Annotated in this window: 11 protein-coding genes; all 11 read left to right on the top strand. The window is 50.7% G+C overall.

The genetic code is table 11. From position 1 onward, the window contains the following. The first annotated feature begins 47 nt into the window (after nt 1-47). The 11 genes from AC1VOR_RS00925 (at nt 48) to AC1VOR_RS00875 (ending at nt 14,311) form a co-directional block, all read left to right on the top strand. On the top strand, nt 48-794 hold the full coding sequence (locus tag AC1VOR_RS00925; protein ID WP_482615182.1) for a DeoR/GlpR family DNA-binding transcription regulator: 747 nt from the start codon (nt 48-50) through the stop codon (nt 792-794). A 2-nt stretch (nt 795-796) separates the two neighbouring features. Next, on the top strand, nt 797-1,771 hold the full coding sequence (gene pfkB, locus AC1VOR_RS00920; protein WP_482615181.1) for a 1-phosphofructokinase: 975 nt from the start codon (nt 797-799) through the stop codon (nt 1,769-1,771). Then, nucleotides 1,758-3,668 carry a PTS fructose transporter subunit IIABC gene (locus AC1VOR_RS00915; RefSeq protein WP_482615179.1) on the top strand — a complete coding sequence of 637 codons (1,911 nt, stop codon included), beginning with the start codon at nt 1,758-1,760 and terminating at the stop codon, nt 3,666-3,668. Before pfkB ends, AC1VOR_RS00915 begins: the two co-directional genes overlap by 14 nt. Before the next feature lie 253 nt (nt 3,669-3,921). After that, a complete protein-coding gene (locus AC1VOR_RS00910) occupies nt 3,922-5,466 on the top strand; it encodes an acetate--CoA ligase (RefSeq protein ID WP_482616367.1) in 1,545 nt (514 codons plus the stop codon). Nucleotides 5,467-5,541: 75 nt separating this feature from the next. Beyond that, complete coding sequence (locus AC1VOR_RS00905) at nt 5,542-5,808, top strand: hypothetical protein (RefSeq protein ID WP_482615177.1); 267 nt, start codon at nt 5,542-5,544, stop codon at nt 5,806-5,808. Between the two features lie 143 nt (nt 5,809-5,951). Beyond that, nucleotides 5,952-6,785: an AraC family transcriptional regulator gene (locus AC1VOR_RS00900; protein ID WP_482615176.1), complete on the top strand. Its 834-nt coding sequence runs from the start codon at nt 5,952-5,954 to the stop codon at nt 6,783-6,785. Nucleotides 6,786-6,898: 113 nt separating this feature from the next. Further along, nucleotides 6,899-7,888, top strand: a complete 990-nt coding sequence (locus AC1VOR_RS00895) for an aldo/keto reductase (protein ID WP_482615174.1) — start codon at nt 6,899-6,901, stop codon at nt 7,886-7,888. Between the two features lie 177 nt (nt 7,889-8,065). After that, nucleotides 8,066-9,622, top strand: coding sequence for an ABC-F family ATP-binding cassette domain-containing protein (locus AC1VOR_RS00890; RefSeq protein WP_482615173.1), 1,557 nt, complete (start codon nt 8,066-8,068; stop codon nt 9,620-9,622). 378 nt (nt 9,623-10,000) lie between these two features. Further along, nucleotides 10,001-10,723 carry a YebC/PmpR family DNA-binding transcriptional regulator gene (locus AC1VOR_RS00885; protein WP_059053212.1) on the top strand — a complete coding sequence of 241 codons (723 nt, stop codon included), beginning with the start codon at nt 10,001-10,003 and terminating at the stop codon, nt 10,721-10,723. Between the two features lie 212 nt (nt 10,724-10,935). Further along, a complete protein-coding gene (locus tag AC1VOR_RS00880; RefSeq protein ID WP_482615172.1) occupies nt 10,936-12,684 on the top strand; it encodes a sensor histidine kinase in 1,749 nt (582 codons plus the stop codon). Next, complete coding sequence (locus AC1VOR_RS00875) at nt 12,677-14,311, top strand: response regulator (protein WP_482615171.1); 1,635 nt, start codon at nt 12,677-12,679, stop codon at nt 14,309-14,311. The genes AC1VOR_RS00880 and AC1VOR_RS00875 overlap by 8 nt, the downstream gene beginning before the upstream one ends. The last annotated feature ends 5 nt before the right edge of the window (nt 14,312-14,316 follow it).

Below are 14,316 nucleotides of genomic sequence, written 5' to 3'. Positions count from 1 at the left end.
TTTGAATGGAATTATGTTAGGATAAAGGGGAGTTGGGAGGGATTACGATGCTGATAGAAGAACGGTACGCCCTAATATTACAGCGCTTACAAGATCGCGGAGTAGTTAAGCTGCAAGAGCTTGTCGATTTGCTTGATGCTTCAGAATCTACGGTTAGACGGGATTTGGCTGATCTAGAGACCAAAGGGCTGCTCAAGCGGGTACATGGCGGAGCTTCGCTTCCGGGCGTGAAGAGCAGTGAGCCGGGGATGTCGGAGAAAACGTTCAAAAACGTTCAAGAGAAAGAAACCATCGCACGATTGGCAGCGGCTCAGTTAATGGGAGGCGAATGCGTTTATCTGGATGCCGGAACAACCACGCTAGCTATGATTGCACATATAGATGCGCCAGACATTACGGTAGTAACCAATGGTCTTTCTCATGTAGAGGCATTGGTGAGCAAGCAGATACGAAGCTACTTGCTCGGTGGGATGATGAAAAGCCACACGAAAGCAGTCATAGGAAGTATCGCCCTACAAAATTTGGATAATTTCCGGTTTGACCAATGCTTTCTGGGTACCAACGGGCTTGATGCCGAGTTGGGTTATACTACACCGGACCCAGAGGAAGTGCTAATCAAGCGGCGGGCACATCAATTATCTGCACGTTCTCACGTGCTGGCTGATTCCAGCAAGTTCGGCGAAGTATCGTTCGCCAAGCTCTTTGATATTGGTGAAGCTACAATCATTACTGATCGCCTTCCAGAGCATTTGCGCCACGTGATTGGGCATAAAACAAACATAATCGAGGGATGAACATGATCTACACCATAACACTGAACCCCTCCATCGACTACATTGTTGAGATCGAGGAACTGCAATTAGGTGGATTGAACCGCATCGAGAGTGAAGTTAAGCTGCCAGGGGGCAAGGGCATCAATGTTTCCCGTATCTTAAAGGAGCTGGGTACGGACAGCCTGGCGACGGGATTTCTGGGTGGCTTCACGGGAAGCTTCATTGAGCAATCGCTGGAGAAGCTGGATATTGAGCGCCGCTTCATTACGGTCGCGGGCGATACGCGGATCAACATTAAGTTGAAGCACGGAGAAGAGACAGAAATTAACGGGCCAGGCCCGCAGGTGACAACAGAGGAGGCCAACCAGTTGCTCGCTTTGCTCGCTGAGCTCGGCCAAGGCGATCTGGTCGTACTGTCGGGCAGTGCGCCTCCTTCGCTTGGCGGCGGTTTCTATGCCCGCTTGATTGAAGTATGCCAGGCAGCAGGCGCGGAATTCGTCATTGACACGACAGGTGATGCCCTGAAGGCGGCACTTCCAAGTAAGCCATTGCTCGTCAAGCCCAATCATCACGAACTGGCCGAGCTATTTGGTACGGAAATAAATTCTATGGAGGAGACGGTCCGGTATGGGCGGCAGTTACTGGAGCTGGGAGCCAAGCATGTCCTGGTCTCCATGGCCGGTGAAGGAGCGTTGTTCTTGACGCTGGAGGGAAGTTACCATGCTACTGCGCCGAAGGGGACGGTCATTAATTCTGTAGGAGCCGGCGATTCCATGATTGGCGGGTTTGTCGGAGCTTTGGCAGCGGGCGCGGACCTGTTGACTGCGTTCCGTACGGGGGTAGCGGCTGGTAGTGCCACTGCTTTTGCCCAGGATTTGGCTACGGGCGCAGAAATTCGCGCTTTACTGGAGCAGGTTCAGATTGCTCCCTTGTCTATAGACGATGAGGCGGCCCCAGGACCGCTGAGAAAGGAAGAGACGGACAATGAAAATCACTGATTTGATGCATCAGGATTTGATGATCATGGACCTGCACGCGACCTCCAAGGAGGAAGTGATGGATGAACTGATCGCTTCTCTCGCTGCGGCTGGCCGGCTTCAGGATGAGAAGCTGTTCCGGGAAATGATCTGGAAGCGTGAAGGGGAATCCAGTACAGGCATTGGCGGTGGTATTGCTATGCCCCATACCAAGACGAGTGCGGTAACTGCTCCGGCTGTCGTCTTTGCCAAAAGCGCAAAGGGAGTTGACTTTGACGCTCTGGATGAAGAACCGGCTTACCTGTTCTTCATGATCGCTGCACCGGAAGGAGCAGGGAATACCCATCTTCGTACACTGGCAGCACTGTCGCGACTACTGATTGATACCGAGTTCATCGACCAGTTGCGTCAGACTCGTACCCCTGACGAGGTAACGGCGCTGTTCAATGCCAGACAGGCGCAAGAGGAAGCCGAAAAGACGGCGAAGGAGCGGTCGAAGTCCGGTAACCTGGTTGCTGAGAAGCCATTTGTCGTAGCTGTGACCGCCTGTCCCACAGGCATCGCCCACACCTTCATGGCGGAGGATGCCTTGAAGAAAAAGGCCAACGAAATGGGTGTGAACATCCGCGTAGAAACCAATGGCTCGGAAGGGGTCAAAAATGTTCTTACTGCGGAGGAAATCGCCCGTGCCAGTGCCGTTATTGTAGCTGCGGGCAAAACGGTGGAAATGGCTCGATTTGAAGGCAAGCCACTCTTGCTGAGGCCTGTCAGCGATGGCATTCGCAAACCGGAAGAGCTGATCTCCAAGGCGGTAAAAGGAGATGCCCCAATCTATCGGAGCGGCGCTGCTGGTACCTCTGGAGCAGAGGAAGGCGCAAGCTCATCCGTAAATGGGAGCGTAGGCTCTAAAATTTATAAGGATTTGATGAACGGCGTTTCTCATATGCTGCCGTTTGTCGTGGGCGGCGGTATTTTGCTGGCGTTATCCTTCCTCTTGGAACGCTTCATGGCCCCAGATCATCCACTCGTCGTGCTGTTGCAAGCCCTGGGCGGTGGAGAAGGAGCTTTTCATTTCCTGATTCCTATTCTAGCCGGGTTTATTGCCATGAGCATTGGCGAGCGCCCAGCACTTATGCCGGGGATGGTCGGCGGATTGATGGCCACAGGAGCCGGGGCTGGCTTCCTGGGTGGATTGGCTGCCGGGTTCCTGGCGGGTTACGTTATCCTTGGCCTCCGACGCCTGTTCGCGGGATTGCCGCAGGCACTTAACGGCTTGAAGCCGATCCTGTTCTATCCGATCTTCGGTCTGCTGGTTACGGGGACGCTGATGTATTATGTGCTGTCACCGATTTTCAGCTGGATTAACACCGGAATGATTAATGGTCTTAATAGCTTGGGCACCGGTAACATGGTTCTGCTCGGTCTGGTCCTAGGAGGGATGATGGCCATTGATATGGGGGGCCCATTCAACAAAGCCGCCTACACATTCTCCATTGGCGTATTTACCTCTAGCGGCAACGTAAATGGTCTGATGATGGCTGCGGTTATGGCTGGAGGGATGGTGCCGCCACTGGCTATCGCCTTGGCAACTACCTTCTTCAAGAACAAGTTCACGGCTCAGGAACGGCAATCCGGCCTGACGAACTATGTGCTGGGCCTTTCGTTTATTACCGAAGGAGCAATCCCGTTCGCTGCCGCTGATCCGTTGCGCGTGCTTACTTCTTGTATTATTGGCTCGGCTGTGGCCGGCGGTCTGACCCAATGGTGGAGCGTGAACGTACCGGCTCCGCATGGCGGGGTCTTTGCAGCCGCGTTGGCAAATAATGCCGCGTTATTCCTTCTGGCGGTGCTGATTGGCTCCGTCATCTCAGGCCTGGTACTAGGACTGTGGAAGAAGCCGCTAGCTAAAGTTTCATAACATGTTGAGAGACACCTTCATGTACCACTTCTACTTTTGTGGTGATGAAGGTGTCTTTTGTTATGGGTGTATAGAAGGATTGTCAATTTATCGGCACACATGTCAGAGACTGATCTTAGCACCTGGTACTATATCGTGGTATAATGATTGATAATAAGAGTATTCATTATAGTAGCTGTAGTTGAAAAGGGGATAGGACGAATTGAAATACGAGCAATGGGTGGCTCCGGAATATTATAATCTAACATCGGAAATGGAAAAACACGATTCAAATAAGACAGCCTTGAAATGGCTAAGTGAGCAAGGAGAATACGAAGAGATTACCTATGGCAAGCTGCTTGCCATGGCCAATCGATTAGCTGGGGGCCTGGCTAACCTTGGACTTCATAAAGGTGATCGCGTGTTGGTTATGATGCCCCGCCGGATTATGGCCTACGCTATTTATCTGGCCTGCCTCAAGCAAGGTCTGATCATTATCCCTTCTTCCGAAATGCTGCGGGCCAAGGATTTGGCCTATCGCTTGCGTCATTCGGGAGCGCGTGCAGTGATTGTATGGCATAGTGTCACTGCAGAGGTTGACAAGCTTGATGGCGATATTCCAACTTTGGAGCATCAAATTCTAGTGGGCACGGGTGGTGACCTTGGCTCGCATTCCTCTCACTGGACCTTGGTCGAACAGCTTATGGACGGGCAGCCAGATACCTTCACCACGGTAGAGACCCATCGGGATGACACTGCGATTCTGGCCTACACCTCAGGCACTACGGGCAATCCAAAAGGGGTTGTGCATAGCCATGGTTGGGGATATGCGCATCTGCGTATCACCAAATCCTGGTTGGACATTCGCGATACCGATATCGTATGGGCAACGGCTGCACCAGGATGGCAGAAGTGGATCTGGAGTCCGTTCCTGTCAGTGCTGGGGAATGGTGCGACCGGATTTGTGTACCACGGTGCCTTCCAGCCCAATCGTTATTTACAGTTAATTCAAGAATATGGCGTACAAGTGATGTGCTGCACTCCGACAGAATATCGGATTATGTCCAAGACGGATACGCTGGGCAACTATAATCTTTCTTCTCTACGCAGTGCCGTATCAGCCGGAGAGCCGCTCAACCAGGAGGTTATTAATACCTTCCGCCGCTACTTCGATATTACGATTCGCGATGGGTATGGACAGACGGAGAGTACCTTGCTCATCGGAAATTTGAAGGATGCTCCGCTCCAGTTGGGGGCGATGGGCAAAGCCATTTCTCCTGGAGTCGTCGAAGTAGTGGATGATGAAGGTATTCCGCTTCCTGCTGGTGAGGTGGGGGATATTGCTGTTCATTTAGAGATGCCGGCATTGTTCCAATCCTATTATCAGGACCCTGAGCAGAAGGCACAGAATGTCCGGGGCAATTACTTCATTACCGGCGATCGGGCCAGAAGGGATGAAGAAGGGTACTTCTGGTTTGAAGGCCGGGGCGATGATATTATTATCAGTTCCGGGTATACGATTGGTCCATTTGAAGTTGAAGAAGCGTTGATGAGACACGACGCGGTGAAGGAATGTGCGGCGGTAGCCAGCCCGGATGAAATGCGGGGACATATCGTCAAGGCATTCATTGTACTCAAGGAGGGCTACACCGGGACTCCTGAATTGATAAAAGAACTGCAAAGCCACGTTAAATCCTGGACAGCTCCTTACAAGTATCCACGGCAAATCGAGTTTATGGAGGATCTGCCGAAGACGAACACGGGCAAGATCCGCCGTATTGAATTGCGACAAAGGGAAGAACGGGCAACGCAGGAATAGGCTTGCACGGATCATGCATGAATTCAGACGAAGCACCGCATGCTATACGTACTATCCGTCTGAGGAGGATGAAACATGGAAAACCCATACTCCAGCATGCAATCGCAAAACCCTATATCATCAGCGCAGCAATCGGTGAAGAAAGCGCACCGGGCAGTGACCCAAGCCCAATCTCATCCCAGTGAGGAGACGGTAGCCAATGCGCATAAGGCGATCGAGAAGGCCGAGAACGCCATCGCTCAGGCTGATGATCGCATGAACGAGGAGCCGTTGGAACGTGCGCGCGAAGATTTGAATGAAGATCAGGCCAATCTGGCCGAAGCGGAGAACCAGTTGAAATAACTACATGATGAAGGAAAGATCATTCGCCGAATTTGGCCGAATGATCTTTTTTGCTTACAGGTCTATGGAAAGAAATGATACAATGTTTTGCAAATGCAAGCTTAGTAGATACGAAAAATTGAGAGAACAAGGAAGGTGAGGCCATGGGGGCCATATTCCACTATAATCCGGACCTTGCGTTCCGCGAGTCGCCGGATATGTATCTATGTTTTTGGGGAAAGGAGCACTGTGAGCCTCTCCACACTTTTGGTCCGGGAGTGCGGGACATCTATAAAATTCACTTTGTCCATGCCGGACAGGGAGTGGTGCGAACTGAAGGAGATACCCATGTGGTCACGGCCGGACAAGCCTTTATTGCGTTCCCTGAGCATGTTATTTTCTATCAAGCGGATGAGCATGATCCCTGGACCTACTCATGGATTGGATTCTATGGGGAACAAGTGCCTCATTTGCTGAATCGGACGAGCTTAAGTCCCCGACATCCGGTATTTCCGATGGATACCAGGCTGATGCCCAGGCTCTATGAACTGTTGAACGAAGCAGAGCAAGAAGATTCCGCGGTGCGCGATCTGCGTGTGCAGGGGCTGCTTCATGATTTTTTTGCCGCAATGGTCAAGTTATCCCCAGTAACGGCGGAGAGCAGAGTCAAGCCCCAAACCAAGGATAGTTACATTCATCGTAGCCTTGACTTTCTGCATACTCATTATGCAGAGGACATTACCGTTACACAGTTGGCAACTATGGTAGGACTGGACCGAAAATATTTATCTGCTTTGTTCAAGAACACGGTTGGCTTGCCTCCACAACAATACTTGCTGAAATACCGAATGGAACGGGCCTGCGAGCTGCTCAAGAGAGGAAAATTCACAGTTGGTGAAGTAGCCCGATCTGTTGGCTATCAGGATGCCCTCTTGTTCTCCAAAATGTTCAGGAAAACCATTGGAGTAGCCCCTTCTGATTACCGTATGCAAAATTAAAGATCGTTCGAAAAAGAGACATTATGCCATATAGTCCATCCTTGCTGATATAGGTATCTCAGCCATCCTGCATTATATTAATGATATATCCATTGCGAGGAGGACAAGCATAGATGTATCAAGCAAATGATCAGAGATACGAATCGATGACATATCGTCGTTCAGGGAGAAGCGGCTTGAAGCTGCCGGCCATTTCACTTGGCTTATGGCATAATTTCGGAGGTATTCATTCACTGGAGAACGGACGGGCGATGCTGCATCGAGCGTTCGATCTGGGGATTACTCATTTTGATCTGGCGAATAATTACGGCCCTCCGGCTGGATCGGCGGAAGATACGTTTGGCAGAGTGCTAGAGGATTTCCGTGCTTATCGGGATGAAATGATTATCTCGACCAAGGCAGGATACTATATGTGGCCAGGTCCTTACGGGGATTGGGGCTCGAAAAAATATCTGGTCTCAAGTCTGGATCAAAGCCTGAAGCGGATGGGGCTGGAATATGTCGATATTTTCTACCATCATCGCCCTGATCCGGAGACTCCGCTGGAGGAGACCATGGCCGCGCTGGATTTGATCGTGCGGCAAGGAAAGGCTTTGTATGTCGGGTTGTCCAACTATCGCCCGGAGGAGACACGGGCTGCGGCACAAATTTTAAAACAATTAGGCACGCCAGCGGTCATTCACCAACCGAACTACTCCATGATGAATCGCTGGATCGAGGATGGACTTCAAGATGTGTTGGAGGAAGAAGGAATCGGCTCGATCGTATTCTCTCCGCTGGAGCGGGGCATTTTGACAGACCGCTATCTGCACGGCATTACCCCGGATTCTCGTGCTGCCGGGCCTAGTGTGTTCCTGCGGCCGGAAGAAATTAACGAGGAGCTTATTGCCAAGATAGCGCGGCTCAATACTCTGGCGGCAGAACGTGGACAGAAGCTGTCCCAAATGGCGTTAGCCTGGGTGCTACGGGGAGGCCGGGTGACCTCGGCTTTGATCGGTGCCAGCAAGGTGAGTCAGATCGAAGATGCGGCCCGTGCGCTGGATCAAGCTTCCTTCTCCAATGAGGAGCTGCGGTTAATCGACGACATTCTGGGCTATAGCTAAAGCCATGGTATCCTGGAAGTAAGGTGAGGAATTGTAGAAAAGGCATCGCCCGAAGAAATATTAGAGGGGATGCCTTTTTTAGGTTGAGCTTGAGTCCCTTTACCCGGTATAATATGACGAGTGTACCTGTAAACGGGTAGAATAACGACATTTTATATAGAAAAGGTGTTAAATCGCATGAGTATTTTGAATGTAGAACGTTTAAGCCACGGATTTGGGGATCGGGCGATCTTCACTGACGTGTCCTTTCGGTTGCTCAAGGGTGAGCATATCGGCTTAGTGGGAGCCAATGGTGAAGGCAAATCCACATTTATGAATATTATTACAGGTAAGCTCCAGCCCGACGAGGGCAAGGTGGAATGGGCAAGACGTGTGCGGGTAGGCTACCTAGATCAGCACGCCGTTCTTTCCCAAGGCATGACAATTCGTGATGTGCTTCGCGGTGCTTATCAGTATCTGTTCGATATGGAGCAGGAAATGAATGATATGTACGGGAAGATGGGCGAAGTGTCCCCCGAGGAGCTCGAGCAATTGCTGGAGGACGTCGGGACGATTCAGGACACGTTGACCAGCCAGGATTTTTACCTGATTGACGCCAAGGTCGAGGAAACCGCTCGCGGCTTGGGTCTTACAGACATTGGCCTGGATCGTGATGTGCATGATTTGAGCGGTGGACAACGGACGAAGGTATTGCTAGCCAAGCTGCTGCTGGAGAAGCCTGATATTCTACTACTGGACGAGCCGACGAACTACCTGGACGAGCAACATATTGAATGGTTGAAGCGTTATTTGCAGGAATATGAGAATGCGTTTATTTTGATCTCGCATGATATTCCGTTCCTGAATAGTGTCATTAACCTGATTTACCATATGGAAAATCAAGAATTGAACCGATATGTCGGCGATTATGATTACTTCCAGCAGGTGTACGAGGCCAAGAAGCTGCAGCTTGAATCGGCTTACAAACGGCAACAGCAGGAAATTGCTGGCTTGAAGGACTTCGTGGCTCGCAATAAGGCGAGCGTAGCGACCCGTAATATGGCCATGTCCAGACAGAAGAAGCTGGACAAGATGGATGTGATTGAACTGGCCAAGGAGAAGCCAAAGCCGCAATTCCTGTTCAGGGATGCGAGAACCTCGGGCAAGCTGATCTTTGAAGCAACAGATTTGGTTATCGGTTATGACTCGCCTTTGTCCAGACCCCTTAACCTGCGAATGGAGCGCGGCCAGAAGATTGCGCTGGTCGGGGCCAATGGAATCGGGAAGACGACCTTGCTACGGAGTATTCTCGGCCAAATACCGGCAATCTCCGGCCAGGTGCAATTGGGCGACATCCTGGAAATCGGATATTTCGAGCAAGAGATCAAGGATGCCAATTACAATACATGCATTGAAGAAGTCTGGAATGAGTTCCCGTCCTACACGCAGTTTGAGGTTCGTGCAGCGCTAGCGAAATGCGGTCTGACAACGAAACACATTGAGAGTAAAATTGCTGTGCTGAGCGGGGGCGAGAAGGCCAAGGTACGCCTGTGTAAGCTGATTAACCGGGAAACGAATGTACTCGTACTCGACGAGCCGACCAACCACCTGGATGTTGATGCGAAGGATGAGTTGAAGCGTGCGCTCAAGGCTTACAAGGGCAGCATTCTCCTCATATCCCATGAGCCTGAATTCTATCAGGATATCGTCACGGAAACGTGGAACTGCGAATCTTGGACAACGAAGACACTATAAATTCGTGTTTAAAAAGTCGGGTTTACAGGACCGAGAAGGTTGGATGAAGCTAGGGACTGAGTAGCGGAGCGTAGACAGATCTACGTGAGCAACGGAAGGCCCGGCTGAATTCAAGATTCGATGTCGTTTCTGCTGCCTGATCTGCTTCGTTCTGTAGAGACGACTTTTTAAACAACCTCTATAAATGGCAGCTCTCCCTGCTGGGGAGGGCTTTTGCCTGTACTTCTGTAAGCACACCCTGCTCCGCGCCTTGAGTAGAGAGTCGGAAGGGTAGGGGATTGAGTCAAGCTGACACAGAAGGTTTAAGGGAATAGCTCTACAAAGAGTAAGAAAATCGGTTATAATAGTTAGGTAGATTATATAGAAAGTGGGAAGAGTATGGGCCGCAAATGGAACAATATCAAAGAGAAGAAAGCTTCGAAGGACGCTAACACTAGCCGAGTCTATGCAAAATTCGGTGTAGAAATTTATGTTGCTGCCAAGAAGGGCGAGCCGGACCCGGAATCGAACCGCGCATTGCGGGTTGTTCTGGAAAGAGCTAAAACCTATAACGTGCCTAAAGCGATCATCGACCGTGCGCTTGACAAGGCCAAGGGCAGCTCGGAAGAGACCTATCAGGAGCTGCGTTATGAAGGCTTCGGTCCAAATGGCTCTATGGTCATTGTAGATACATTGACGAACAACGTAAACCGTACGGCTCCCGAGGTTCGTTCCGCATTCAACAAGAATGGCGGAAACATGGGCGTCAGCGGTTCCGTTTCCTATATGTTTGATGCTACAGCCGTCATCGGGATGGAAGGCAAAACCCTGGATGAGGTATTTGATATTTTGCTAGAGGCCGATATTGAAGTTCGCGATATTCTGGAGGAGGACGAGTCGGTTATCGTATATGCCGAACCCGACCAGTTCCATGTCGTTCAGGAAGCGCTCAAGAATGCAGGTATTACCGAATTTACGGTGGCCGAGCTAACCATGCTGGCTCAAAATGAGTTGTCGCTTGCCCCGGATGCTGAAGCACAGTTCGAGAAGTTGATCGATGCGCTTGAGGATTTGGAAGATGTACAACAGGTGTACCATAACGTGGAGTTTGCTGAAGAATAATCCGCTACAGGCTATATGATGAACAGGTAGATAAGAAGAATTTCTTCTTGTCTATCTGTTTTTTTATGTTCCAATGTTTTAGGGTTACCTGTGGTAAATCTACGGTCGGCATACGGTCAATTGACTGTTCTCCATATCGGTTATTGTCGATTGAGGGGGTAGAGTGACATAATCGAAGGGATAGGGACTTCTAAGGGAAGGCGTGAACAAGCTTGGACTACCTTCGCAGGCAATCATTCCGCAACAAACTCAAAATCGCATTTCTCGTTGTCATTGTGCTCTCTGTACTGATGACCGGCGGACTGTCCTATTATATTTCCGCTGCTACTATGGAGAAGAATGCGCTGAAGCTCACCCAGGACACGGTGGTCAGGTCAGCACAAATCGTGGATGAGAAGCTGAACAAGCTGATGCTGATCATGATGACGTTTATGATTAGCCAGCCTTTTTACGATATGCTTAAGGATGCCGCCTCCGGGGATGCCAGTAGATATTATACACATCTGAATGATCTTGATAACGTTTTCTCGCAGGCCCGCATTGCTGAGCCGCTGATTCATTCTATCTATGTTTCCACGCCGATCGGGGAGTTCTATCCTTCATCCATGAACCGCAATCGGGTGAATACCTTTGAGAATACATTTCTGTTTGAACGGATTGAGCGAGAGAAGAAAAATATCTGGGTGGAGGGTCATGAGGACATGCTTTTCTCCGGTGGCGACCGGGTTATTTCTTTGATTCTGGAGCCGATTTTCGACTTCCCGGTCAACGATGTATATATTGTTGTCAACATTCGCGAGGACGGCTTCCGTAAGCTGGTGCAAGGAGAGAGCGGAACGTCCAGCTTCAGCTTCCTGCTGAATGCCGAGGGAGAGACCGTGTACCCTGCCAGGGAACCGCTGGTTCGACAAGCCGTGGACGCAGGGAATCTCAGGCATATGATGAATCGTCCGGAAGGCAATCAGTCCTTTGAATTAAATGGCAAAGCCTACTTGCTGAACTATGCCAAGCTTGGTATTGCCGACTGGACCATGACTACAGTACAATCCCAGGCCAGTGTGCTGAAGGACATGGTATACGTGAAATGGCTAATCGCGGGGATCGCCTTGGCTGCTTTTGTCGTAGCGGCCCTGATCTCCGGCGCACTTACGCGATATCTACTCAAGCCGTTACAAGGGCTTATGAAAGTGATGAGGCGAGTGGAGAACAATGATTTGTCTGCCCGCTTCGAGAGTGGCGGTGGAGACGAGTTGGCCCAGGTTGGTTTGCGGTTTAACCGGATGCTGGAGCAAATCGTGCTACTGATCGAAGAGGTTACGGAGGCGCAGACCAATAAGCGCTCAGCCGAGATTAAGGCATTGTCGGCGCAGATGGACCCGCATTTTCTGTACAATACGCTCAACACCATCTATTGGAAGTTGAACTTGAAGCAAGTTGAACCCTCGCAGAAAATGGTCATGTCACTTTCCCGTCTGTTTCAGCTTGGGTTGAATAACGGTCAGGAGATTACGACCTTGTCCAAGGAACTGGAGCATGTGCGTCAATATCTGGAGTTACAATCAAGCTGTTATGAGGGATTGTTCTCCTATGACATCCATGTACACGAACCGGAGCTGTCCGCACTTTCCATACCGCGCATTATTTTGCAGCCGCTGGCGGAGAACAGCATTTTACATGGATTCCATGACATGGGGAGCGGCGGACGGATTGAGATCGAGATTGCCGGAGAAGGGGAACGGTGGACTCTCATTGTCAAGGATAACGGTAGTGGCATGGATGAAGACCAGGTCCGCTCCCTATTCTGGCGAGAATCGGAGAAAGGCTATGCCGTGTCCAATCTGATTCGGCGGCTTCAACTCTATTACGGGGACAGTGCAGAATTTCATGTAGACAGTATACCGGATGAAGGAACGACGATACGAATTTCTTTACCCAAGAAGGGAGAACGTGCGGATGCGTAACCATGAGGCGATCAAACTGTGCATTATTGATGATATCAAAAGCGTGGTGGATGGTCTGACGGCCATCCATTGGGAAGACGAGGGAATCCGTGTTGCCGGGGTGGCCAGCAATGGAGAGGAGGGGCTCAATCTCATCCAGGAGTTGCATCCGGATTTGGTTATTACGGATATACGCATGCCGAGAATGGACGGACTGAGCTTGCTGCGGGCTGTATTGGAAGAAAACCGTGGCTGCAAAGTCATTTTGATCAGTGGTTATGCCGACTTTGAGTACGCGCAGCAGGCGGTGCAGTTAGGAGCATTTGATTTTGTGGTCAAGCCCTTCTCCCAGGAAGACATTATGTCGACGGTACTACGAGCGAAGGCGGCAATTATGGTCGAGCGGTCCAAGCTGCTAGGTCTGGCGGAAATGGAGGCCAGGCTGCGGGAAAGTATGCCGGTATTGCGAAATGAATATTTTGCGTTGCTGGTGAGCCACCGCACTTCCTGGGAAGAGGCCTCAAGACGATGGGATTTCCTCAATATTGAGTTGGCACCACAGGGATTTGTGGTCATGCTGCTGGAAATCGATCGTTTTCAGGAGCAGGTTGCTGAAATATCCATCCGGGAGGTGGAGCTGATACGCTTCTCCTTGTTGAATATCATGCAAGAGACCTTGGTCGATTATGCCCGTAGCGTCGTTTTTCGTGCACGTCACAATCGGTATCTGGCTGTGCTCAATGATCCGGATGTCTCCCATCCGCTCAGTCCAGTCGAAATTGCGGAACAGTGCTGCCGGAATATTGAACGGTATACCAAATTCACGATTTCGGTGGGGGTTGGTGGTAGAGTGGAGGAGATAAGCGAGCTGCCGGATTCCTATCGTCAGGCGCAGCAAGCGCTGTCCCATCATCTGTTCACCGAAGGGAATGCAGCTATCATGTACAATGATGTTCATCAGAGTGGGATCCAGGTACCGCTTGCCCTGGAATACAAGGATGAACTCCTGCTTGCCCTTCGCTCCGGAAATGCTGATCGAACGGCTACTATTCTCGCGGCGATTGCGGAAACGCTGCAAAGCTTGATCTCACGGCAAAATCCTGATTATCTGCTTAGTTTGTATGATGAGCTGGCTGCATCAGCCATCCGTACCTTTTATGAAATGATTCCATATTCGGATATTCAGCCGCTCATTCAGCGTTTCCGGGCTGTACAAGGTACCGCCGGGCTGTCGCTTTCCTCTTTGCAGCGTCATTTGCTGGTCTTGTGTACGGAAGGAGCGGAATTGGTACGCCGGAACAGCTTGTCCGAAGGACAGCGGGTTATTTATGAGGCTATTGATTATATCAAAGGTCGCTTATCTCGGGATATTACCGTTGGCGAATGCGCTGCTCATGTTCATCTCAGCGCCAGTTACTTTTCCAGCCTGTTCAAGAAAGTAACCGGCATGACGGTCACGCAGTATACGACCTCTGAACGAATTCAGAAGGCGAAGCTGCTGCTGGTTGAAGGGGTGCAGGTACAAGAAGTGGCCTCAGCCGTAGGTTATGAGGAGCGCCGCTACTTTAGCGAGATGTTCAAGAAGGTGACCGGTCAGACACCATCGGAGTTCAGAGCTGGCTATCACCCTGATCGGCCGGAGGCGTGAGGCCA

The organism is Paenibacillus sp. 1SOY10, assembly GCF_056836745.1.
The sequence above is the reverse complement of the archived record's forward strand: the minus strand, read 5'-3'. Positions and strand labels throughout refer to the sequence as shown.